Here is a 23207-nt window from a genome sequence, read left to right as displayed (position 1 = left end):
TATGATTTCTTTAACTAATGCGACTGTTGAATATCAAGAAAAAACACTCTCACTACCCAATATCAGTCTCCATAAAGGAGAAATACTTGGATTGAATGGAGTAAGTGGCTCTGGTAAATCTACTCTTGCGATGATATTAGCGGGATTTATCAAACCAAAAACGGGAGAACTCAACGTTCCTGTCTATGGAAAAAAAACACCTAACCCTGTTCAATGGGTTGGTCAACATCCTGAACTGGCTTTTAACCCTAAATGGTACATACTTAAATCATTAAAAGAAAGCTTTAGAGAACATGACTTTGAACACCTTCTACCACAGTTTGAGATTGATAAACAATGGTTAACTCGTTTGCCTACGGAATTATCAGGTGGACAGTTGCAGCGCTTAGCTATACTTCGTGCTCTTACACCTAATACTCAGTATTTATTATGCGATGAAATCACCGCTCAACTTGATTCGATAACTCAACAAACCATTTGGAAGCAATTATTGATTTTACAAGAAAAGAGAAATCTAGGGCTCTTAGTTATTTCACACGAAAAATACTTACTCAGTTCCATTTGTAAAAAAATAGTTACTATAAATTAAGAAGAAGTCTTCTGTTATTTCTATCAAATAAAAGAACAAATTTTCTTTTTATTTTGAATAAAAAAAACGAGTTAAAAAAGTGCATTTTTTCGTTATTTATCTATTGCCAAGTACAAATTATAGGATTAATATCCGCAGGGTAAATCGTTCAAAACATCTTTTCTAAAGATAGTTTATTTATTCATATTCATGTTTACACAAAATAAATTCTCTTTAATTTAAACCAGAGTGTTTCACTCGACGCTGCCTAGATTTAGGCACTAAAAATTTATTCAGAATACTTATTTCTCTAGTTTTAAACTGGAGGCGTACGCTATTTGTTTTCATTCTTTCTTCTTCAAGAAATATGCTATATCGGCAGGGTTAGTTATGCCAAAAATAAATACATCATCTTCCGGTTGGTTAGCTGATATTTCCCTTTTCTATGAAAAAAGAGGGGCAAATACCAAGTTGGTTCATCGTGAGCAAGTTGGTCCTTTAATGGTGCAACGGCCTTTTTATCCTGAAACCGGTGTTGCCCATACCTACCTACTTCACCCTCCTGGTGGCGTCGTTGGTGGGGATCAATTAAATATCAATATTCAGGTTGCACCACATGCTCATTCACTCTTAACCACACCCGGCGCGACTAAGTTTTATCGTAGCTCTGGCGCTATATCGTCACAAACGCAAAACCTCACTGTGGAAAGAGATGGTTTTTTAGAGTGGTTACCTCAAGAGAATATTTTCTTTCCTGATAGTCAGGCTCAATTAAAAACACAAGTTGAACTTCATAAAGACGCCCATTTTATTGGATGGGAAATGAATTGCTTTGGCCGTCCGGTACTTAATGAAATATTTGAAAATGGGTTTGTTACCGGTAGAACCAATATCAAAGTAGATGATCAACTGCTGCTTTCTGAGTCTATGTACATTGACTCGATTGATGAGATAAAACACGCAGCAGGCATGAGGCACTATCCCATGCTTGGCAATCTTTATATTTACCCAGCGTCAGAAGCACTAGAAGAAAAATTAAGAACACTGATTGATGAAAATTTCCATGAACAACCTGAGTTATTTGGCAGTAGCAACCCTATTTGTGGGATTACTGAGATTGATGGCTTACTGGTTATTCGTTATTTAGGTCACCAAACAGAACCTATGATGGCGTGCTTTAGCACTTTATGGCAACACACTCGTCAGCATTGGTTAGGCAAATTACCCGAAGTCCCACGAATCTGGGCTACATAATTAAGTTGGAATAGCTATGGAATTAACACCAAGAGAAAAAGACAAACTGCTGCTTGCCTCTGCCGGCATGATAGCGGAAAGACGTAAAGCCCGTGGACTAAAACTGAATTATCCAGAAGCCGTGGCTTTAATCTGTTTTGAAATAATGGAAGGTGCTCGTGATGGTCGCACAGTGGCTGACCTTATGAACTTCGGTCGTACTATTTTGACTGCTGATGATGTAATGGAAGGCGTGCCAGAAATGATCCCTGACGTTCAGGTTGAATGTACTTTCCCTGACGGCACCAAGCTTGTCTCAATTCATGAGCCAATTGTTTAAGGAGTAAATCATGATCCCTGGAGAATTAAGAGTGAATGATGACCTTGGTCAAATCGAATTGAACGTAGGTCGAACAACACAAACACTTTCTGTCGCTAATTATGGTGACCGCCCTATTCAAGTTGGCTCTCATTATCACTTTTATGAAGTCAATGAAGCGCTTCATTTCGATCGTGAGTCAACCAAAGGCTTCCGTTTAAATATCCCTGCAGGAATGGCTATTCGTTTTGAACCTGGTCAACGTCGAACAATTGAATTGGTTGAGTTTGCAGGTAAGCGTGAAATTTACGGTTTCCAAGCTGCAATCATGGGTAATGTCGATGAGCATATCACTACAACAATTCCTGACGATAAAGAGGTGAAGTAATGGCACATATTTCTCGTACTGCTTATGCCAATATGTTTGGACCTACAACAGGCGATCGCCTTCGTCTAGCAGATACTGAACTGTTTTTAGAAGTAGAAAAAGATTTTACAACCTACGGCGAAGAAGTGAAATTCGGCGGCGGTAAAGTGATCCGTGATGGCATGGGTCAAAGCCAAGTGGTAAATAGTGAATGTGTTGATGTGGTTATTACCAACGCATTAATCCTCGACCACTGGGGTATTGTTAAAGCGGATATCGGTATTAAAGATGGTCGTATCTTTGGTATTGGTAAAGCGGGTAATCCCGATGTTCAACCGAATGTCGATATCGTTGTTGGCCCTGCAACCGAAGTGGTAGCTGGTGAAGGCAAAATTATTACCGCTGGCGGTATTGATACGCATATTCATTTTATCTGTCCTCAACAAGCTGAAGAAGGCTTAACCTCTGGCGTAACTACCTTTATTGGTGGCGGTACAGGTCCAGTTGCAGGTACCAATGCAACCACGGTAACGCCGGGTATTTGGAACATGCACCGCATGCTAGAAGCGGTTGATGACTTACCTATTAATGTTGGTCTATTTGGTAAAGGCTGCGTAAGTAAACCTGAAGCGCTACGCGAACAAATTGAAGCTGGTGCAATGGGGCTAAAAATCCATGAAGACTGGGGCGCAACCCCTGCGGCTATTCATAACTGCTTAAACGTAGCTGACGAAATGGACATTCAAATTGCCATTCACTCAGATACCTTGAATGAAGGTGGTTTTTACGAAGAAACGGTTAAAGCCATTGGTGATCGTGTTATTCACGTATTCCACACCGAAGGTGCTGGCGGCGGTCACGCTCCTGATGTAATTAAGTCTGTTGGTGAACCTAATATTTTACCAGCATCAACCAATCCAACCATGCCATACACCATCAATACCGTTGATGAACATTTGGATATGTTGATGGTCTGCCACCACTTAGATCCTTCTATTCCAGAAGATGTGGCTTTTGCTGAATCTCGTATTCGCCGTGAAACCATTGCTGCTGAAGATATCCTTCACGATATGGGCGCAATTTCTGTGATGTCATCGGACTCACAAGCAATGGGCCGTGTTGGTGAAGTGATTATTCGTACTTGGCAATGTGCGAATAAAATGAAACTTCAACGTGGCATTTTAGAAGGTGATAACGAGCATAACGACAACGAACGAATTAAACGTTACGTGGCTAAATATACCATCAACCCAGCGATTGCTCATGGTATCTCGCACGAAGTTGGCTCTGTTGAAGTCGGAAAATTAGCCGATTTAGTCGTGTGGAATCCTGCATTTTTTGGTGTTAAACCGGCGCTTGTAATGAAAAGTGGCTTAGTCGCTTACGCCCCAATGGGTGACATTAATGCGGCAATCCCTACACCACAACCAGTACATTACCGTCCAATGTATGCGTGTTACGGCAAAGCGAAATTCAAGTCTTCAATGATCTTCCTATCTCAAGCGAGTATCGAAGCGGGTGTGCCTGAGAAGTTGAATCTACAAAGCCAAATTGGTGAAGTAAAAGGGTGTCGCAATATCTCGAAAAAATCGATGATTCATAACAGCTATACACCAAACATTGAACTAGACAGCCAAACCTATGAAGTAAAAGCCGATGGCGTTCCTCTTGTATGCGAGCCAGCTACAGAGCTACCAATGGCACAACGTTATTTCTTATTCTAACCCCCTGCCTCGCTGGTTTTCTACCTATTTACCGGCGGGGCACTTTTTAGAGTGAACAATCATGATTAAATTTACTCATCTTGTACATCACCACCATGATGAGCATCATCACGGTGAAGAACATACACATAACACCGCTGAGCTAACAATTTGCTTAACGATGCAAGAGCGCACCAAAAGTCGCCTAAAAGTCACCTTAAGCGATGGCTCTGAAGCGGGTCTGTTTTTACCTCGTGGAACCGTATTAAAAGAGCACGATATCATTGAAAGTGACGATGGTGTTCAAGCAATGATCACAGCAGCTGAAGAGACCGTATCAACAGTTTACAGCGACGACTTATTGTTACTTGCAAAAGCATGTTATCACTTAGGTAACCGTCACGTTCCTCTACAAGTTGAAGCTGGTTGGTGCCGTTACCTACACGATCACGTACTTGATGACATGGTGCAACGTTTAGGATTAAACGTAAAAGTTGAACAAGCAAAATACCAACCTGAACCGGGTGCTTACGGTGGTTCAAGTGCGGGTTCACACGATGGTCATCACCACTAAGGGCGGTCATTGTGTTAGAGGATTTACGGCTCTATCAATTAATTAGCCCGTCATTACCCGTTGGCTCATTCACTTATTCGCAAGGATTAGAATGGGCGATTGAAAAAGGCTGGGTAACCAATGTTACTGAGCTAAAGCATTGGTTGAGCAATCAATTAATGGACAGCTTAGCCACTCTAGAGCTGCCTGTTTTAGCCAAATTAACTCAGTTATTGCAGCAAGAAGAATGGCAACAAGCTCAAGATTGGTGTGATTTTATTATCGCCAATCGAGAAACCAAAGAGTTACGTCTTGAAGAAAGACAAAGAGGACTCGCTTTCTCTATGTTATTGCCAAAATTAGGGATTGAGTTAAATCAAACCACCCTACCAATGGTAAAACAAACTCAAGTTGCTGCTTTTGCGTTAGTCGCTAACCATTGGAACTTAACACCAACCAAACTCGCCGCAGCGTATGCGTGGGGATGGTTAGAAAATGCCGTTATCGTTGGTATTAAATTGGTTCCATTAGGACAAAGTGCCGGACAACAACTGCTATTAGAAATGGCTGATGTTATCCCGCAAGCAGTAGAAAAATCACAGCACTGGCCTGAACACTTGATAGGTAGCTTCACACCAGCGCAAGTATTGGCAAGCTCTCGACACGAGAGTCAATACACTCGACTATTTAGATCGTGAGAAAATAAAATGCAAGATTACAAACAACCTTTACGTATTGGTGTTGGTGGCCCTGTTGGTTCAGGAAAAACAGCATTATTAGAAGTTCTGTGTAAAACATTACGTGATACGTACCAAATCGCTGTAGTAACCAACGATATCTACACGCAAGAAGACGCTAAGATCCTAACTCAAGCTGAAGCGTTAGCAGCCGATCGCATCATTGGTGTAGAAACCGGTGGCTGTCCTCACACTGCCATTCGTGAAGATGCATCAATGAACTTAGCTGCTGTTGAAGAGTTAGCACAGCGTCATAAAAACTTAGATGTTGTTTTTGTAGAAAGTGGCGGCGACAACCTAAGTGCAACGTTCAGCCCTGAACTAGCGGACTTAACCATCTATGTGATTGACGTTGCGGAAGGTGAGAAGATCCCTCGCAAAGGTGGCCCTGGTATCACAAAATCGGATTTATTGATCATCAATAAAATCGACTTAGCACCGTATGTTGGCGCTTCTCTTGAAGTGATGGAATCTGACACGGCACGTATGCGTCCAACCCGTCCATACGTGTTTGCAAACCTGAAAGAAGGTGTTGGTTTAGATAAAATCATCGAGTTCATCGTTGATCGCGGCATGCTAGACGCAAAGTAATTACGCTAAACAAATTGCGATAAAAAAGCATCAATATAAACCTTCCTAAATAAAACAAAGCCCTGATACTACTTATGCCATAACTAAGTACGTATCAGGGCTTTTATTTTCCATTAATTAAGCTAACAAACTACGGTGCACTTTAATCACTATCTTCTTAATCAATCCAGATTGAGACACAACACACCCCGGTTTATGCGGTTCTTCAGGTAAAAACACGGCAAACATTTTAGGATGCATAATCACGTCATTACATTGATTCATACTTTCAACTAAGTAAAAATCATTTTCGTCATCATAAGGTTTAGCTATTGGGTTAACCTCATCTTCTAATGAATATTGGATACGCTCTTCACCACGAATTAAGCACTGCACATCAACGTATTCTTTATGCACTTCAGCCTGTTTGCTGCTTGCATCACCCGTTTCAAACTCCATGACATTAGCAAAAATGTTTTCGCCATCAATAATGTGTTTTCCTGTTGGTAACGCTTCTAAATCTGTTTCATTTAAATACACTAAACACTGCTGAATAACACGTGGTAAATACTGGTTTGTTTTTTGGTGCTCAATATGACCATAAATCATAACACTGTCCTTAAAAGAGCCTTTATAAATACAAAGGCTCAAACTCAATTATCAATTACGCTTTTTCAGTGGTGGTTGAACGCTTTTCTTTTGTTGCACTTAGCTCATCAATTTCATCACTGTTTAAATTATTCTTGAACATTGGTGCGGTTAGGTAACCCACGATAACCACCATCAAAGTACCGATAACACCGTAGAAGAAGAAGTTTAAATCCGTAGCTGAACGTACCCAAAGCACAGTAGCAATACTTGCAACTACACCTAATAACGCACTATTTGCATTTGCACGGCGAACGAATATACCAAGCATAAATAGTCCTGTCATTGGGCCACCCATTAAGCCAAGTAAGCTGTTGAACGCATCCCAAATTTCACTTTCGTTAGACATAATTAAGTATGTTGAAGCGACGACACCTAAAAGACCAGCAACAACAGTTAGTGTTCGACCAATTCTTAGCTTCTGCTCTGAGGTTGGGTTCTTGCTCACTTTTTCGTAAATGTCAGAAGTAAAACACGCTGCAATACTATTTAGACTACTTGAAATACTTGATTGTGACGCTGCAAATATCGCTGCGATAATAAGACCAGCAACCCCGACAGGCATTTGAGAAATAACGTAGAAAGGTAAAATACCGCCCGTGTTAAAGTTCTCAGGAAGCAACTCTGGGTTTTGAGTGTAGTAAGCAAATAATGCAGAACCCACAGCGAAGAAGAAAATAGGAACACAAGCCACTAATTTCGCATTAGTGATCAATGCTTTTTTAGTCTCATCAATATTGTCTGTCACAATGTAGCGCTGAACCACATCTTGGCTAGCAGTAAATTGTTGTAAAGAAGCAAAGAAGAAACCAATCATTAATACTGGAATCGTACTGTCCGTCCAGCTCCAGCTGAATTGCTCTGCAGGGAAATATTTATCCGCTTGGTTCGACATGCTAAACACTTCAACAATACCGCCATCCACATTAAAGCAAATAACAACAAAGATAAGAATTGCAGCAACAGAAAGCATCACACCTTGAATTACGTCGGTCCAAATTACCCCTTCAATACCACCAAGAAAAGTATAAATAATACAAAGAACACCGATTAAGAACACAATCATTAACGGGCTAATATCAATGAATGGCATTAACGCCAACGCCGTTAAATAGGTAACAATCGCAATACGACCAATATGGAAAAGCATGAAAGAAATACTACCGAATAAGCGCATTCTTACATCAAAACGTCTTTCTAGGTATTCATATACAGAAGTCAGATTTAGCTTTCTAAAAAAGGGAATATAGAACCAAAAAACGATAGGAAGAATAGCAATAGCGACATACTGACCAATTAGGAAGGTCCAGTCACTTGTATACGCTTTTGCCGGAATAGACATAAAAGTAATAGAGCTTAAGGTTGTTGCAAAGACACTGAAACCAGCGGCCCAACCGGGGATCCTTCCCCCAGCTTTAAAGTAATCATCAGCTGATTTTTGACGACGTGCAAAATAAACACCCACTGCCATAATTGCCCCTAGATAGACAAAAAGAGCAATGTAATTTAATGTACCAAATGATTGTGCTTCCATCGGAATATACCTTGTATAATTTTTGTAGGGTTAAATTACTATTTCTTAGAAGTTCTTTTTTTAACGTATTGTGTTAGCCCAATGAGCAACACCAATCAATCCTGCATCAGCGCCGCAACGAGCATGCTGAACCTTGGTTTGGTATGGTGAAGGTTGTTGTGCTAGGTAATGCTGTACTAGTTCTAAATAATGAGGAGCAAGACCAACACTGCCTCCTAAAGCGACCAATTCAATATCTAATACCATTTTTAAATCGGCAATTAAGTTGGCTATCGCCTTAGCTGAACCGTTTACGATATCCGTAGCATTAGGGTCGTTTTGCGAAAAATGTTTAAAAACCATTTCCCCTGTGCAGTCATCGCCAAAATAGATTTTTCCGGCTTGACCTATCGCGGTACCTGAAGCAATACTTTCAACACAGCCTCGACGACCACAACCACATATTGGCCCATTAGGATCCGCAAGCGTATGCCCTGCGTGACCTGCAATGCCATTCGCACCAATAAGCAGATCATCATTAATAACAACGCCAGCACCAACGCCAGTGGATACGGTAATAAAAGCCATGTTGACAGTGTTTAACTCGAGTGTTTGGTATTCAGCCCATGCGGCAGCTTGCGCATCATTAATGACTGTTGTTGGCTTTTTCGTGATGTTTTCAATCACTGTTCTTAGTGGATAATTATTTAATCCACCCAAATTTAACGGATTTAAAGCCGTTAATACTCCGTCATTAATGATCCCGGTTGATGCTACAGCCACTGTTGAAATATCATCTAAAAATGGCGTTAATAGTTCCTCTAACGCTTTATCCATCTCTTCTGGTTGGCTAGACGATGGTGTCGCTATTTGCTGACGACGTAGCACTTTTCCAGATTCAATGATTGCCGCCGCAATTTTAGTTCCACCAATATCAACCGCTAGGCAAGGCTTCATGCGATGTCCTTAATCATGTTTTTCTTACCAAGTTCAACTTCAGATTTAAACCAACCACAAATATGCTCAATACGTGTAATTGCTGAACCAACAGTGACGCAAGATGCTCCCGCTTCTATTGCTTCTCTAGCTAGTTGTGGTGAATTAAAACGCCCTTCAGCCATAACAAAACATCCTTGATTTGCTAATTGTTGAATAAAAGGGAAATCCGGTTCTTTTGGAGTGATTGGAGATGTATATCCAGATAATGTCGTACCTATAATTTCAACACCGAGTCCATGACAAAACATCCCCTCTTCATAAGTCGAAGAGTCCGCCATGACTAAGCAACCTAAACTTTGAATTTTCTTTACTAATTCTTCGACGGGTACAGGTCGAGGTCGGTGAGTCGCATCAATTGCAATGATATCTGCCCCAGCTTCTTTTAATGCAATTACGTCCTCGATATAAGGTGTAATTCGAACCTCAGAGTCATCAAGATCACGCTTAATAATTCCAATAATTGGAACCGATACATGTGGTCTTACTGCTTTTAAATTATCAATTCCTTCAATTCGTAAACCAATGGCGCCCCCTTCAACACTTGCCATTGCCATAGCAGCAACAATTTCAGGTTTATCCATTGGGCCATCATCAACTGGCTGACATGATGAAACGAAACCTTGAGATAATGCATTTAATGTCTTGTCGATATTGCTTCCCATAAAGCTGAACTCCAAACTTAATAGCAACATAATAGTATTACTCCAAACTACACCAACGGAGTAATACTTCAATCTAAAGATATAAAAATGGAGATCTAGATCTCTTTAAAAACAAAACCAACAAAATTGGAAGATACAAATCGCCCTATTTATAAGGATTTTAATTGATTGCATTTCGACATTACTGTATTTTTGACTGTATAAAATTCGGAGTGTAACTCCAATAGGAATGAATATTTGATGGATAAGGCAGAAAAATGAACAGTACAAATGCTCAAAATAATCAGTATATGATTACCAATGTTGATGTATTTAATGGTCAAAAAATAGAAGAAAAACAGGCTATTATTATCAATGACGACTCAATTTCATCCATAATTTCAATGAAAGAAGCTGATTCTTTAACTCTAGATCGCATTGATGGAGAGGGTGCATTAGCAACTGCAGGTTTTATTGATATTCAACTTAATGGTTGTGGTGGTGTGCTACTCAATACTGATATAGCGCTTTCAACATTAGAGACGATGAATAAAACCAACGTAAAATACGGAACAACTCAATACTTACCAACCTTAATTACCAGTACTGAAATCGACCTTCATAATACATTGTCAATGATGACCAATTTTGAAAATGCAGAACAAGAAGGTGTATTAGGGCTTCACCTTGAAGGACCTTTCATCAGTATTGAGAAAAAAGGTGCTCATCAAGCTCAATACATTCGTGAACTAGATTTAAATACTGCTCACCTACTTGCGCAACATCATGACCAAATAAAAGTCATTACTCTTGCTCCAGAACATATCAAACAAGACGTCCTAGATTGCTTAACAGCCGCTGGGATCACGGTTTCAATTGGGCATACCAACGCCACTTATGATCAAGTAAACGCCCGTACTGGTTTCACTATGGCTACGCATTTATATAATGCAATGACACCTCTAGGTTCAAGAGAACCAGGTGTGGTTGGTTATATTTTCGATCAAAAGCCTCATGCTGGTATTATTGTGGATGGCATTCATGCTTCATACCCATCCGTTAGAATTGCTCACCAACAACTAAAAGAAAAACTCTTTTTGGTGACCGATGCAGTCACTCCCGCAGGAACAGATTTAACAGAGTTTGATATGGCAGGAACGCCTGCTTACGTAACTGACGGAAAATGTCACTATAAAGACGGCACCATTGCAGGCGCAGCTATTACCATGATTGATGGGGTACGTAACTTAATTAAACATGTGGGTTTATCAAAAGAAGAAGCATTGAGAATGGCAAGCTTATACCCAGCTCAAGCGTTGAAAATAGACAATGAATACGGTCAATTAAAAGAAGACTACAAAGCAAATATTACTCTTATCGACAGTAATAATGACATTACAACAACGATTCAAATGGGTAAATTGGTTTATCAGAAATAAAAAATAGGCCGTGAATATGTGTATATTCACGGCCTTATAATTTTTATACAGTCAAAGAATTACGATTGATTAGAAAGCGCTTCTGTAGTCTTCAGCTTATTGGCTTTTGCACCGCTAATATCACGTTTAACTAATAAGGTATAAATTAAATCCAATACGAACAACTGCGATATCTTAGTACCAATAGAGTCACCTTGCAGTTGTCCCTGCCTATTACCGTTCACTAAAACATAATCAGAATACTTAGTAATATCCGAGCGAGGATTATGCGTAATGGCAATCGTCGTCGCTCCATTCTCTTTTGCTAAACGTAATGCTTTTGTCGTTTCAACTGAGTTACCAGAGTGGCTAAGCCCTACTGCGAAATCCCCAGGTTGCATTAACGATGATTTAATATACATAAAATGGTTATTGGTAAATGCATCCACATTTAAACCAATTCGCATAAATTTATGTTTTGCACTTTCAGCGGTTAAACCTGATGAACCAACACCAAAAAAGTAAATCGCTTTTGCATCTTTTAATGCTTCAGCTACCGACTCTAAAGACTGGAAGTTAAGCAAATTCATGGTTTCTGCAAGAACGCTTTCAATGGTTGATTGAAGCTTATGCCCTATCACTTCCGCATTATCTTCAGCAGTAACATCGGTATCAAAGATCTCTTTTTCTCGACCTTGAAGGTTAGAAACTTCAATCGCCAATTCCATTTTAAAATCTTGATAGCCCTTAAAACCGAGAGTTCGACAAAAACGAATAATGGTTGCATCACCCGCATTTACAATCTGTGATAATTCAGCAATCGAGTGTTTACTCACTTGAGTCGCATTAGACATAACATAATCAGCAATACGCTTTGAAGATGGAGTCAGACTATTATAAAGACTGCCTATCGTATCGATGATGTTGCCCGCTTTTATTTGAATATTATGGTTGGACATCAGAAAGTAACCCTTGAATAAAACACGTTATGAATTCCATTTTGTCATGCCACTCCCACTTTGTGAAGTGTAACTCCATAATTATTATTCGCATTATTTGCACTAAAAAAGAATAAATACGACACATATAAAAATAATTAGCGCTAAATTTACTCTCACAGATCACATTTACGACATTACGCTGTGATTTTCATGTTGCTAAATGAAACTTTACTCCATAAGATTAGTTTAACTCCAATATTGATATTTAAATGAAGAATAACTTCATTAAAAATAAACTAACGAGGCTTAAATGAAAAAGTTAACCGGTTTAATTGCTGCTCCACATACTCCATTTGATTCTTCAAACAACGTAAACTTTGAAGAAATTGATAAAATCGCCAAGCATTTAATCAAAGATGGCGTAAAAGGCATTTATGTATGTGGGACTACTGGAGAAGGCATTCACTGTAGTGTTGAAGAACGTAAAGCCATTGCTGAACGTTGGGTAAGCGCTTCTAATAATCAATTAGATATCATTGTACATACAGGTGCATTAAGCATTGTTGATACGCTAGAACTTACACGCCATGCAGATACACTAGATATTTTAGCTACATCTGCAATTGGTCCATGTTTCTTCAAACCAGGTAGCGTTGCTGATTTAGTTGAATATTGTGCAACCATTGCAGCAGCTGCTCCATCAAAAGGCTTCTACTACTACCACTCTGGTATGTCTGGCGTGAATTTAAATATGGAAGAATTTTTAATCCAAGCTGATAAACGTATTCCTAATTTATCTGGTCTTAAATTTAACAGCGGTGATTTGTACGAATACCAACGTTGCCTTCGAGCTTGCGATGGTAAATTTGATGTTCCATTTGGTGTTGATGAGCACCTACCTGGCGCACTTGCTGTTGGTGCAAAAAGTGCAGTAGGTAGTACTTATAACTACGCAGCTCCACACTTTAATTCAATTATCGAAGCGTTTAATCGTGGAGATCAAGAAGCGGTATTCAATAAGATGACAAATGTTATTGAGCTTATCCGTGTACTGGTTGATTTCGGCGGTGTGGCTGCTGGTAAAGTAGCAATGGAGCTTCACGACATCAATGCCGGTGATCCTCGCTTGCCTCTAATGCCGTTAACTGCAGAGCAGAAAGTAACCGTAGCAACTCGAATGAGAAACGCTGGTTTCATGCAATAAAATACAGACTTATCTTTGCTCTAAAGCTGAAAAACTTCCCCCTAGGTTTTTCAGCTTTTTTTGATCTATGTTTTCCCTTTTTCAACGTGTAAACTCACTATAGTTATCATTTATATGAGAAAAATTATGAAAGTTTATGATTGTTGTGACAAAGTTCGTGAGTTGTATTCGTTAATTGGTAGTGGTGATCAAGGTTATATCCCACAAGCCATCACTTGTGCCGTAAAAACACTAAACGATATCGCGGCAGATGAATCACTACCTAAAGAAGCTCGAGAACGTGCTGCCTTTGCTGCTGCTAACTTATTAATTTCAGATTTTGAGGATAAGTAATGACACCTGAAAAAATGGCTTCAATGGATCCTGTCATGCTGATGAGTATGGTTAATATGAAAATCAGAGACGAATTCGGTGATTTAGATAGCTACGTAAAATTCTATGAACTAGATAAAGACGATCTCATTAAAAAGCTAGCTGATGCAGGGTTTGACTACCTAGAAGAAGCAAAACAATTTAGATAAGACAAATCCAATCAAAAGTAAAAAGCCAGCATAATTAACATGCTGGCTTTTTTTATATTTTATGTCTCGTCCTGAAATGTGTTTACACATTTAGGACTTTTATATGACAAATCAAGAAAAAACAAAGAATAAGCGAACTCAACGCGATTATTCATTAGGCTTTAAATTGCAGCTTGTTGCCGCTATAGAAAAAGGCGATATGACCTATAAGCAAGCTCAAAACATTTATGGCATTCAAGGTCGATCTACCGTACTTACTTGGTTAAGAAAACACGGTAAGATGGACTGGTCTCAATCACCTAAGATTATTATGCCTAAATCCCCGAAAGCGAAAGAATCGCCTGCACAAAAAATTAAACGTTTAGAGCGAGAGCTTGATGATGAAAGAATGCGTAATTTATTACTTAATGAAGTAGTGAATATCATGGACGCAGAACATGGTGCAGGCCTTAGAAAAAAGTATATTGCCAAGGAGCAAGAAGTCTTCAAAAGCAGAAAATGATCAGCTTAGAGCGAGCTAGTCAGCTACTTGGCATTACAAGACAATGTATATACCAACAAGAACGTAGAGCTCTGAAACGTGCCGTTGAACTTTCACCGGTTAAAAATATGGTGCAAGAAATTCGTCGATATATGCCTCGTATTGGAGGTAAAAAATTATATTTTTTACTTAAGCCCAAATTCATCACTCATGGCATAAAGTTAGGCAGAGATAACTTTTTTTCCTATTTAAGAAATGAGTGCTTATTAGTAAAACCTAAACGAAGTTATACAAAAACTACCTATAGTAAGCATTGGATGAAAAAACATCCTAATTTACTTAAAGAAGTAACACCTCAAGCATCTGAAGAGGTTTTTGTTAGTGATATCACTTACGTTCAATCACAAAAAGGTATTCATTATTTATCTTTAGTAACAGATGCTTATAGTCGAAAGATAATGGGATATGAATTAAGTGATGAAATGAAAGCTACTGATGTAGTCAAAGCTCTTGATATGGCGATAGATAGCCGTCAATATCAAAGGAGTACGATTCATCATTCAGACCGAGGATTACAGTATTGTTCAAAGGTTTATCAGGAAAAATTGAATAAAAATGATATTAAGCCATCAATGACGGATGGTTATGATTGCTATCAAAATGCATTAGCAGAGCGAATAAATGGGATACTTAAACAAGAGTTTCTTTTGTATGACTGTAAAGATTTAGAGGAGTTAAGGCATTTAGTTGAAGAATCTATTTTTATTTATAATGAAATGCGGCCACATTTAAGCTTGGGAATGAGTACACCAAATCAAGTACACAAAAAAGCCAAGTGCGTACGCACTTAGCTTTCAATTAAAAATCGTCAACGTATTTTAGGACGAGACAAAGATTCAAGCTTTGAAGGTACGCTTATAAAATTAAAAGAAAAATACCCAAATCTTGATTGGAATACCGCTGCAGATACTGATGTAAGTGAGCTTCTGAAAAAAGTAGCAACAGGTGAAATACATTACACCTTAGCTGATTCAGTAGAGTTATCACTCACTCAGCGTATTCATCCCGATCTGGCTGTTGCTTTTGAAGTTACAGAAGATCAACCCGTTGCATGGTTCTTACAACAAACCGAAGATGACAGCTTACAGGCGCTATTAATTGAATTTTTTGGTGAGTTGAAAGAAAGCGGTAAACTTGCCCTTCTTGAAGAAAAATATTTTGGTCACGTAGAATCTTTTGATTATGTAGATACTCGCGCCTTTATCCGTGCATTAGAAAGTAAACTACCAAAGTGGGAACCTCTATTTAAAAAATACGCGGGCGACTTTGATTGGCGATTCCTTGCAGCGCTTTCTTATCAAGAATCTCATTGGAACCCATTGGCAAAATCACCAACAGGCGTTCGTGGGATGATGATGCTAACACTACCAACCGCGCAATCAGTTGGGGTTCAAAATCGCTTAAATCCAGAACAAAGTATTCGTGGTGGCGCTGAATATTTACGTCGGATTGTGAAACGTGTTCCTGACTCAATTACTGAACATGAGAAGATTTGGTTTGCACTGGCTTCATATAACATCGGTTTTGGTCATATGATGGATGCAAGACGTCTAACACAGCGTTTAGGTGGCGATCCTGATTCATGGACTGATGTGAAAGACAATTTACCGCTGCTTCGTCAACAGCGTTATTACCGATACTTACGTTATGGTTTTGCACGTGGTGATGAAGCGCAAAATTACGTTGAAAATATTAGACGTTATTATCAAAGTATTATTGGTTACGAACAAGAGCAAGCGAACAAGTTAAAACAAGAAGAGCTGACAGTTGAAGATCTACAAGTCATCGATGTTCCTTTATCATCAGCAGAAGCCAGTGTTAGCCAAGCCATTGAGGTTAAAAAGTAATTTTATAATGGTGAATCTTATCGCAGATTCATCGTCATAATACGGTAACAATAGAGGCTTAATCTGCATTCCACATCATTTATTTTTATGCGCGTTTTACAAATACAATAACGCGCTTTTTATTCGTTTAATTAGGGGGAGTTTATGCTCTCTGGTAGAAGAAAACCAAAAAGTAAAAGTACGCTAAGAAGCAGTACACAACGTCGTAGAAAGCTACTGAATAACCATAAAAAAGTCTTACAGCGTCAACGTTCATACGCTCAAGCATTATTCGATACAGGTGAACCCTTCTCTTGTCGATAGACATACTGTCTCGTCCTAAAATACGTTGACGATTTTTAATTGAAAGCTAAGTGCGTACGCACTTGGCTTTTTTGTGTACTTGATTTGGTGTACTCATTCCCAAGCTTAAATGTGGCCGCATTTCATTATAAATAAAAATAGATTCTTCAACTAAATGCCTTAACTCCTCTAAATCTTTACAGTCATACAAAAGAAACTCTTGTTTAAGTATCCCATTTATTCGCTCTGCTAATGCATTTTGATAGCAATCATAACCATCCGTCATTGATGGCTTAATATCATTTTTATTCAATTTTTCCTGATAAACCTTTGAACAATACTGTAATCCTCGGTCTGAATGATGAATCGTACTCCTTTGATATTGACGGCTATCTATCGCCATATCAAGAGCTTTGACTACATCAGTAGCTTTCATTTCATCACTTAATTCATATCCCATTATCTTTCGACTATAAGCATCTGTTACTAAAGATAAATAATGAATACCTTTTTGTGATTGAACGTAAGTGATATCACTAACAAAAACCTCTTCAGATGCTTGAGGTGTTACTTCTTTAAGTAAATTAGGATGTTTTTTCATCCAATGCTTACTATAGGTAGTTTTTGTATAACTTCGTTTAGGTTTTACTAATAAGCACTCATTTCTTAAATAGGAAAAAAAGTTATCTCTGCCTAACTTTATGCCATGAGTGATGAATTTGGGCTTAAGTAAAAAATATAATTTTTTACCTCCAATACGAGGCATATATCGACGAATTTCTTGCACCATATTTTTAACCGGTGAAAGTTCAACGGCACGTTTCAGAGCTCTACGTTCTTGTTGGTATATACATTGTCTTGTAATGCCAAGTAGCTGACTAGCTCGCTCTAAGCTGATCATTTTCTGCTTTTGAAGACTTCTTGCTCCTTGGCAATATACTTTTTTCTAAGGCCTGCACCATGTTCTGCGTCCATGATATTCACTACTTCATTAAGTAATAAATTACGCATTCTTTCATCATCAAGCTCTCGCTCTAAACGTTTAATTTTTTGTGCAGGCGATTCTTTCGCTTTCGGGGATTTAGGCATAATAATCTTAGGTGATTGAGACCAGTCCATCTTACCGTGTTTTCTTAACCAAGTAAGTACGGTAGATCGACCTTGAATGCCATAAATGTTTTGAGCTTGCTTATAGGTCATATCGCCTTTTTCTATAGCGGCAACAAGCTGCAATTTAAAGCCTAATGAATAATCGCGTTGAGTTCGCTTATTCTTTGTTTTTTCTTGATTTGTCATATAAAAGTCCTAAATGTGTAAACACATTTCAGGACGAGACATACAAAAGAAAAAAGGCAAACCTGTAATGGCTTGCCTTTTTAGAATAACGTATTTTAGGACGAGACATAGCTAATGAAATGATCATTAAGAGAATTGGCATTAAATATTATTTAACGTTATTTTCCCCGGCTTCTCTTCTCGCTTTTTTCTCTTCTTTCTTCTCTTTGCGTCTTCTTTTAAAGAACGCTTGCAGTTGTGAACGACATGCGTCTTCCATCACGCCTGATTCACATTCCACAAAATGAAAAGCCGTTGCTGAAGTAAACAGGTTTATCACGCTTCCTGATGCACCAGTTTTCATATCCGATGCACCAAAAATAACACGTTTAATGCGGCTATGAACAATAGCACCAGCACACATAGGGCATGGTTCTAACGTAACGTATAATGTCGCATCAACTAGGCGATAGTTTTCAATTTTACTGCCCGCTTGTTTAATTGCCATCATCTCTGCATGAGCAGTTGCATCATGAGTACTGATTGAGCGATTCCACCCTTCTCCTATGATTTCATCATCCAAGACAATCACGGCACCGACAGGAACTTCACCCTCTTGTTCTGCGATAGCAGCCAGTTCCATTGCTCGTTGCATATAGAAACTTGCATCTCTGCTTTCTTGTTTAACACTCATTTATTCAGCTAACTCTTGTGCTAAAAACTCAACCAATAAACGAACCTTAGTGGAAAGGTGTCGGTTATTTGGGTATACAGCCCAGATACCTTCTTTTGGCTCACGATAAGGAACGAGGATTTCTACTAGCTCGCCTTTATCCATTGATTCTTGAACATAAAAATCAGGCAGCTGAACAATACCTAACCCTTTTAATGCCGCATTCGTTAAAGCTGCTCCACTATTACAGTGAACAGAACCTTTTACTCTTACGCTTTTTTCTTTTTTATTCTCAATAAAACGCCAAATAGGCAAGCTACCAACTAAGCAGTTATGTTGCGATAGTTCAGATAAGGTATGAGGTTCACCATGTTTTTCAATATAACCAGGAGAAGCACATACGCGCACTTGGCGGCTAGATAGACGTTTTGCCATCATGGTTGAATCGGTTAAACGCCCTAATCGAATCGCTAAATCAAAATCTTGTTCAACCAAATCTAATGTTTGATTTGATAAAACAAGTTCAAGTTCAAGCTGTGGGTACATCAGCATAAAATCACTCAGTAGTGGTGCGATCAATTGCTCACCATATGTCACTGAAGACGTGATTTTTAAGCGTCCTTGAGGAGTTGCGTTTAGCTCTGTAATAGCTCTATCAGCTTGTTTTAAACCTTCAACTAAATGACGACAATGTTGATAATAAGTTTGCCCAGCCTCCGTTACAGAAACTTTTCGAGTCGTTCTTATCAATAATTTAATTGAAAGACGATCCTCTAAGGCCGCGACTTTACGGCTAATTTGAGCAACAGAAGTATCAAGAGCTCTAGCGGCTCCTGTAAAGCTTTGCGCTTCAGCAACGGCAACGAATTCCGTTACCCCTTCCCAATCAATCACAGGCTATTCTCCACTACTATTATTACGTATTCGTAAAAATTATTTACCATTCTAACGTATTATCAATTGATGCGAAATACTTATAATGGCACCCAACAAGACGAGAGAGCAGAAATAGAAAACTCAACTACGCTTTAGTTGACTGCTCATCCGAATATATTAAAAGGAAAATCCAATGGCGCTTGATATTAAACCTGGTCAAACTCACATTAAATCTAAAGCAATGGTAGCTTGGGCTGCTGGCGAACCTCTTAAAATGGAAGAAGTGGATGTCCAACTTCCTAAAGCGGGTGAAGTGTTAGTTCGCATCGTTGCTACTGGTGTTTGTCACACTGACCTATTCACTCTATCTGGTGATGATCCAGAAGGCATCTTCCCTTCAATCTTAGGTCACGAAGGTGGCGGTATTGTTGAAATGGTGGGTGAAGGCGTAACGGGTCTTGAAGTCGGTGACCACGTTATCCCTCTTTACACTGCTGAATGTGGTGAGTGTAAATTCTGTAAATCTGGCAAAACTAACCTTTGCCAAGCGGTTCGTGAAACTCAAGGCCAAGGCCTTATGCCTGATGGGACTAGCCGTTTCTCTATTAACGGTGAAACTATCTTCCATTACATGGGTTGCTCTACGTTCTCTGAATACACGGTTCTTCCTGAAATCTCTTTAGCGAAAGTATCTAAAGATGCCCCTCTTGAAGAAGTTTGTCTTCTAGGTTGTGGGGTTACTACAGGTATGGGTGCGGTTCTTAACACTGCTAAAGTTGAAAAAGGCGACACCGTTGCTGTATTCGGTCTAGGTGGTATCGGTCTTTCAGCTATTATCGGTGCAAAAATGGCGGGAGCAAGTCGCATCATCGGTGTTGACTTGAACGAAAGTAAATACGAACTGGCTAAAAAATTAGGTGCGACTGATTGCATCAACCCAATGAACTACGACAAGCCAATTCAAGAAGTGATTGTTGAAATGACTGACGGTGGTGTTGATTACTCTTTCGAATGTATCGGTAACGTTAACGTTATGCGTTCGGCTCTTGAGTGTTGTCACAAAGGTTGGGGTGAATCAATCATCATCGGTGTTGCTGGTGCGGGTCAAGAGATCTCAACTCGTCCGTTCCAACTTGTGACTGGTCGTGTATGGCGTGGCTCTGCATTCGGTGGTGTTAAAGGCCGTACTGAACTTCCAGGTATCGTTGACCGTTACATGCAAGGTGAGTTCGCGCTTGATGACTTCATCACTCACACTATGGGTCTTGCGGATGTAAACGCTGCGTTCGATCTAATGCACGAAGGTAAATCTATCCGTACTGTTCTACATATGGATAAATAAGTAAAAGTGAGGGGTTAGATACTCTAGCCCCTATTCTACTTTTGATCTCCAAGTGCTTTATATAAAGACAGTATGCTTATCTGCGTGGGTGGCGCAATTTATAGATAATCTTACTGAGTGTTTCATCCTTTATTTTAAAGCACTTCAAAATCAACCAGTAGATACCTATTCAATACAGTGATCTCGCTGATACGAATCAAATATAAAAGGGCTCATCATGACAATCGAAAATATCAGCCAAGCAAAAGTTGCGGGTGGTTGGCACAAACAATACACACATACTTCATCATCTCTAAACTGCAATATGCGCTTTGCTATTTTCTTACCTGCAAACGCATCTGAAAGTAATCCGGTTCCTGTTTTATACTGGTTATCAGGCTTAACCTGTACTGATGAAAACTTCATGCAAAAAGCTGGTGCTTTCAAAAAAGCAGCTGAATTAGGTATTGCTATTGTGGCTATGGATACAAGTCCTCGCGGTGAAGACGTCGCTGATGATGCAGAAGGTGCATACGATTTTGGCCTAGGTGCAGGGTTCTACTTAAATGCAACTCAAGCTCCTTGGAACCGTCACTACCATATGTATGACTATGTGACAAAAGAGCTACCATCATTAATCGAAGAACACTTCCCTGTATCAGATAAAAAATCGATTTCTGGTCACAGTATGGGTGGTCATGGTGCTATTACCATCGGCTTAAAAAACCAAGATATGTATCAATCTATTTCTGCCTTTAGCCCTATTGCTAGCCCAATTAACTGTCCATGGGGACAAAAAGCGTTAGGTTTATACTTAGGTGATAATAAAGAAGCTTGGTTAGAATACGATAGTTCTGAACTTCTTAAAAAAGGCTCAAAACTTCCAATCTTAGTTGACCAAGGTGAAGCTGACGGCTTTTTAGAAGAACAATTAAAACCTGAATACCTTCTCTCTTCAGCAGAGAAATCAGGAACTGATATTGAAGTTAGAATGCAACCAGGCTATGACCATAGCTACTTCTTCATCTCAACATTTATTGATGAACATTTAAAATTCCACGCTTCTCACTTAAATAAATAACAGCATGTCTCGTCCTAAAATACGTTGACGATTTTTAATTGAAAGCTAAGTGCGTACGCACTTGGCTTTTTTTGTGTACTTGATTTGGTGTACTCATTCCCAAGCTTAAATGTGGTCGCATTTCATTATAAATAAAAATAGATTCTTCATCTAGATGTCTTAACTCCTCTAAATCTTTGCAGTCATACAAAAGAAACTCTTGTTTAAGTATCCCATTTATTCGCTCTGCTAATGCATTTTGATAGCAATCATACCCATCCGTCATTGATGGTTTAATGTCATTTTTATTCAGCTTTTCCTGATAAACCTTTGAGCAATACTGTAATCCTCGGTCTGAATGATGAATCGTACTCCTTTGATATTGACGACTCTCTATCGCCATATCAAGAGCTTTGACTACATCAGTAGCTTTCATTTCATCACTTAATTCATATCCCATTATCTTTCGACTATAAGCATCTGTTACTAATGATAAATAATGAACACCTTCTTGTGATTGAACGTAAGTGATATCACTGACAAATACCTCTTCAGGAGCTTGAGGTATTACTTCTTTAAGTAAATTAGGATGTTTTTTCATCCAATGCTTACTGTAGGTAGTTTTTGTGTAACTTCGTTTAGGTTTTACTAGTAAACACTCATTCCTTAAATAAGAAAAAAAATTATCTCTGCCTAACTTTATGCCATGAGTGATAAATTTGGGTTTAAGTAAAAAATATAATTTTTTACCTCCAATACGAGGCATATATCGACGAATTTCTTGCACCATATTTTTAACTGGTGAAAGTTCAACAGCACGTTTCAAAGCTCTACGTTCTTGTTGGTATATACATTGTCTTGTAATGCCAAGTAGCTGACTAGCTCGCTCTAAGCTAATCATTTTCTGCTTTTGAAGACTTCTTGCTCCTTGGCAATATACTTTTTTCTAAGGCCTGCACCATGTTCTGCGTCCATGATATTTACGACTTCATTAAGTAATAAATTACGCATTCTTTCATCATCAAGCTCTCGCTCTAAACGTTTAATTTTTTGGGCAGGTGATTCTTTTGCTTTCGGGGATTTAGGCATAATAATCTTAGGTGATTGAGACCAGTCCATCTTACCGTGTTTTCTTAACCAAGTAAGTACGGTAGAGCGACCTTGAATGCCATAAATGCTTTGAGCTTGCTTATAGGTCATATCGCCTTCTTCTATAGCGGCAACAAGCTGCAATTTAAAGCCTAATGAATAATCGCGTTGAGTTCGCTTATTCTTTGTTTTTTCTTGATTTGTCATATAAAAGTCCTAAATGTGTAAACACATTTCAGGACGAGACAGCATAAATAGAAAAAGCCCAGAGAGGATATCTCTGGGCTTTTTTATGTTATTTAGAAAAT

The 23207-nt window shown here is 38.9% G+C and carries 25 protein-coding genes and 1 pseudogene; 17 read left to right on the top strand and 9 right to left on the bottom strand.

Going from position 1 to position 23207, the window contains the following annotated elements:
• Position 1: 1 nt before the first annotated feature.
• The 8 genes from AVFI_RS03455 to ureG all read left to right on the top strand — a co-directional run bounded on the left by AVFI_RS03455 (position 2) and on the right by ureG (position 6071).
• Positions 2-589 carry an ATP-binding cassette domain-containing protein gene (locus tag AVFI_RS03455; protein ID WP_188863810.1) on the top strand — a complete coding sequence of 196 codons (588 nt, stop codon included), beginning with the start codon at positions 2-4 and terminating at the stop codon, positions 587-589.
• A 369-nt stretch (positions 590-958) separates the two neighbouring features.
• Positions 959-1822 (top strand): urease accessory protein UreD, encoded by an 864-nt coding sequence (locus AVFI_RS03450; protein WP_155660161.1) that lies wholly within the window; start codon positions 959-961, stop codon positions 1820-1822.
• 16 nt (positions 1823-1838) lie between these two features.
• Positions 1839-2141: an urease subunit gamma gene (locus tag AVFI_RS03445; RefSeq protein ID WP_054776026.1), complete on the top strand. Its 303-nt coding sequence runs from the start codon at positions 1839-1841 to the stop codon at positions 2139-2141.
• 10 nt (positions 2142-2151) lie between these two features.
• On the top strand, positions 2152-2508 hold the full coding sequence (locus tag AVFI_RS03440; protein WP_054776025.1) for an urease subunit beta: 357 nt from the start codon (positions 2152-2154) through the stop codon (positions 2506-2508).
• Positions 2508-4211: an urease subunit alpha gene (gene ureC, locus AVFI_RS03435; RefSeq protein ID WP_188863811.1), complete on the top strand. Its 1704-nt coding sequence runs from the start codon at positions 2508-2510 to the stop codon at positions 4209-4211. Before AVFI_RS03440 ends, ureC begins: the two co-directional genes overlap by 1 nt.
• A 61-nt stretch (positions 4212-4272) precedes the next feature.
• Positions 4273-4764, top strand: coding sequence for an urease accessory protein UreE (gene ureE / locus AVFI_RS03430; protein ID WP_054776024.1), 492 nt, complete (start codon positions 4273-4275; stop codon positions 4762-4764).
• An 11-nt stretch (positions 4765-4775) separates the two neighbouring features.
• Entirely contained in the window at positions 4776-5441 is a 666-nt protein-coding gene (locus tag AVFI_RS03425) for an urease accessory protein UreF (protein ID WP_054776023.1), read from the top strand.
• Between the two features lie 9 nt (positions 5442-5450).
• Entirely contained in the window at positions 5451-6071 is a 621-nt protein-coding gene (gene ureG, locus AVFI_RS03420) for an urease accessory protein UreG (RefSeq protein WP_005418028.1), read from the top strand.
• 117 nt (positions 6072-6188) lie between these two features.
• On the opposite strand, the gene nanQ is transcribed toward ureG, so the two are convergent.
• The 4 genes from nanQ to AVFI_RS03400 are packed head-to-tail and all read right to left on the bottom strand — an operon-like array spanning position 6189 to position 9902.
• Positions 6189-6659, bottom strand: a complete 471-nt coding sequence (gene nanQ / locus AVFI_RS03415) for an N-acetylneuraminate anomerase (RefSeq protein WP_054776022.1) — start codon at positions 6657-6659, stop codon at positions 6189-6191.
• Between the two features lie 55 nt (positions 6660-6714).
• Complete coding sequence (locus AVFI_RS03410; RefSeq protein ID WP_188863813.1) at positions 6715-8232, bottom strand: sodium:solute symporter; 1518 nt, start codon at positions 8230-8232, stop codon at positions 6715-6717.
• A 60-nt stretch (positions 8233-8292) separates the two neighbouring features.
• Entirely contained in the window at positions 8293-9168 is an 876-nt protein-coding gene (locus tag AVFI_RS03405) for an N-acetylmannosamine kinase (RefSeq protein WP_054776020.1), read from the bottom strand.
• Positions 9165-9902 (bottom strand): N-acetylmannosamine-6-phosphate 2-epimerase, encoded by a 738-nt coding sequence (locus AVFI_RS03400; RefSeq protein WP_054776019.1) that lies wholly within the window; start codon positions 9900-9902, stop codon positions 9165-9167. The genes AVFI_RS03405 and AVFI_RS03400 overlap by 4 nt, the downstream gene beginning before the upstream one ends.
• Before the next feature lie 227 nt (positions 9903-10129).
• On the opposite strand from AVFI_RS03400, the gene nagA reads away from it, so the two are divergent.
• Positions 10130-11290 (top strand): N-acetylglucosamine-6-phosphate deacetylase, encoded by a 1161-nt coding sequence (gene nagA / locus AVFI_RS03395; protein ID WP_069581233.1) that lies wholly within the window; start codon positions 10130-10132, stop codon positions 11288-11290.
• A gap of 59 nt (positions 11291-11349) precedes the next feature.
• On the opposite strand, the gene AVFI_RS03390 is transcribed toward nagA, so the two are convergent.
• A complete protein-coding gene (locus tag AVFI_RS03390) occupies positions 11350-12228 on the bottom strand; it encodes a MurR/RpiR family transcriptional regulator (RefSeq protein WP_005418003.1) in 879 nt (292 codons plus the stop codon).
• 292 nt (positions 12229-12520) lie between these two features.
• Between AVFI_RS03390 and AVFI_RS03385 the strand changes: the two genes are divergently transcribed.
• The 6 genes and pseudogenes from AVFI_RS03385 (at position 12521) to AVFI_RS03360 (ending at position 16626) form a co-directional block, all read left to right on the top strand.
• Positions 12521-13414, top strand: a complete 894-nt coding sequence (locus tag AVFI_RS03385; protein ID WP_005418001.1) for a dihydrodipicolinate synthase family protein — start codon at positions 12521-12523, stop codon at positions 13412-13414.
• A 126-nt stretch (positions 13415-13540) separates the two neighbouring features.
• Positions 13541-13747, top strand: a complete 207-nt coding sequence (locus tag AVFI_RS03380) for a YaeP family protein (protein ID WP_005418000.1) — start codon at positions 13541-13543, stop codon at positions 13745-13747.
• Positions 13747-13935 (top strand): DUF4250 domain-containing protein, encoded by a 189-nt coding sequence (locus AVFI_RS03375; protein ID WP_054776018.1) that lies wholly within the window; start codon positions 13747-13749, stop codon positions 13933-13935. Before AVFI_RS03380 ends, AVFI_RS03375 begins: the two co-directional genes overlap by 1 nt.
• A gap of 103 nt (positions 13936-14038) precedes the next feature.
• A protein-coding gene (locus tag AVFI_RS03370) for an IS3 family transposase (RefSeq protein ID WP_408580437.1) occupies positions 14039-15267 on the top strand; the annotation gives its coding sequence in 2 pieces (ribosomal slippage) (positions 14039-14402 and positions 14402-15267; 1230 coding nt in all).
• Between the two features lie 39 nt (positions 15268-15306).
• Positions 15307-16323, top strand: a pseudogene (mltF, locus tag AVFI_RS03365) (membrane-bound lytic murein transglycosylase MltF); the annotation flags it as partial.
• 144 nt (positions 16324-16467) lie between these two features.
• A complete protein-coding gene (locus AVFI_RS03360; protein ID WP_012534071.1) occupies positions 16468-16626 on the top strand; it encodes a hypothetical protein in 159 nt (52 codons plus the stop codon).
• Between the two features lie 46 nt (positions 16627-16672).
• Here the strand turns inward: AVFI_RS03360 and AVFI_RS03355 are convergent.
• The 3 genes from AVFI_RS03355 to AVFI_RS03345 form a co-directional block, all read right to left on the bottom strand.
• Positions 16673-17901, bottom strand: a protein-coding gene (locus AVFI_RS03355) for an IS3 family transposase (RefSeq protein ID WP_408580437.1) whose coding sequence is annotated in 2 segments (ribosomal slippage) — positions 16673-17538 and positions 17538-17901 — 1230 coding nt in all. Because the reading frame shifts where the segments join, the coding sequence is not laid out codon by codon here.
• 148 nt (positions 17902-18049) lie between these two features.
• Positions 18050-18574, bottom strand: a complete 525-nt coding sequence (tadA, locus tag AVFI_RS03350) for a tRNA adenosine(34) deaminase TadA (protein ID WP_065597216.1) — start codon at positions 18572-18574, stop codon at positions 18050-18052.
• The gene (locus AVFI_RS03345; RefSeq protein WP_012533647.1) at positions 18575-19447 is read right to left on the bottom strand and encodes a LysR substrate-binding domain-containing protein; all 873 of its coding nucleotides are present in this window, start codon (positions 19445-19447) and stop codon (positions 18575-18577) included.
• A gap of 175 nt (positions 19448-19622) precedes the next feature.
• Between AVFI_RS03345 and AVFI_RS03340 the strand changes: the two genes are divergently transcribed.
• Both AVFI_RS03340 and fghA read left to right on the top strand, forming a co-directional pair.
• Positions 19623-20771, top strand: a complete 1149-nt coding sequence (locus AVFI_RS03340) for an S-(hydroxymethyl)glutathione dehydrogenase/class III alcohol dehydrogenase (protein WP_005417972.1) — start codon at positions 19623-19625, stop codon at positions 20769-20771.
• 217 nt (positions 20772-20988) lie between these two features.
• Entirely contained in the window at positions 20989-21831 is an 843-nt protein-coding gene (gene fghA, locus AVFI_RS03335) for an S-formylglutathione hydrolase (RefSeq protein ID WP_065597218.1), read from the top strand.
• Positions 21832-21865: 34 nt separating this feature from the next.
• On the opposite strand, the gene AVFI_RS03330 is transcribed toward fghA, so the two are convergent.
• Positions 21866-23106 (bottom strand): IS3 family transposase gene (locus tag AVFI_RS03330; protein ID WP_408580290.1). Its coding sequence is split into 2 segments (ribosomal slippage): positions 21866-22737 and positions 22737-23106, totalling 1242 coding nucleotides; the frame shifts between segments, so codons are not numbered across the junction.
• Positions 23107-23207 lie beyond the last annotated feature (101 nt).

Source organism: Aliivibrio fischeri ATCC 7744 = JCM 18803 = DSM 507 (genome assembly GCF_023983475.1).
Taxonomy (GTDB): domain Bacteria; phylum Pseudomonadota; class Gammaproteobacteria; order Enterobacterales; family Vibrionaceae; genus Aliivibrio; species Aliivibrio fischeri.
Note: the sequence above shows the minus strand (reverse complement) of the source record. Positions and strands in the feature narration are given on the sequence as shown.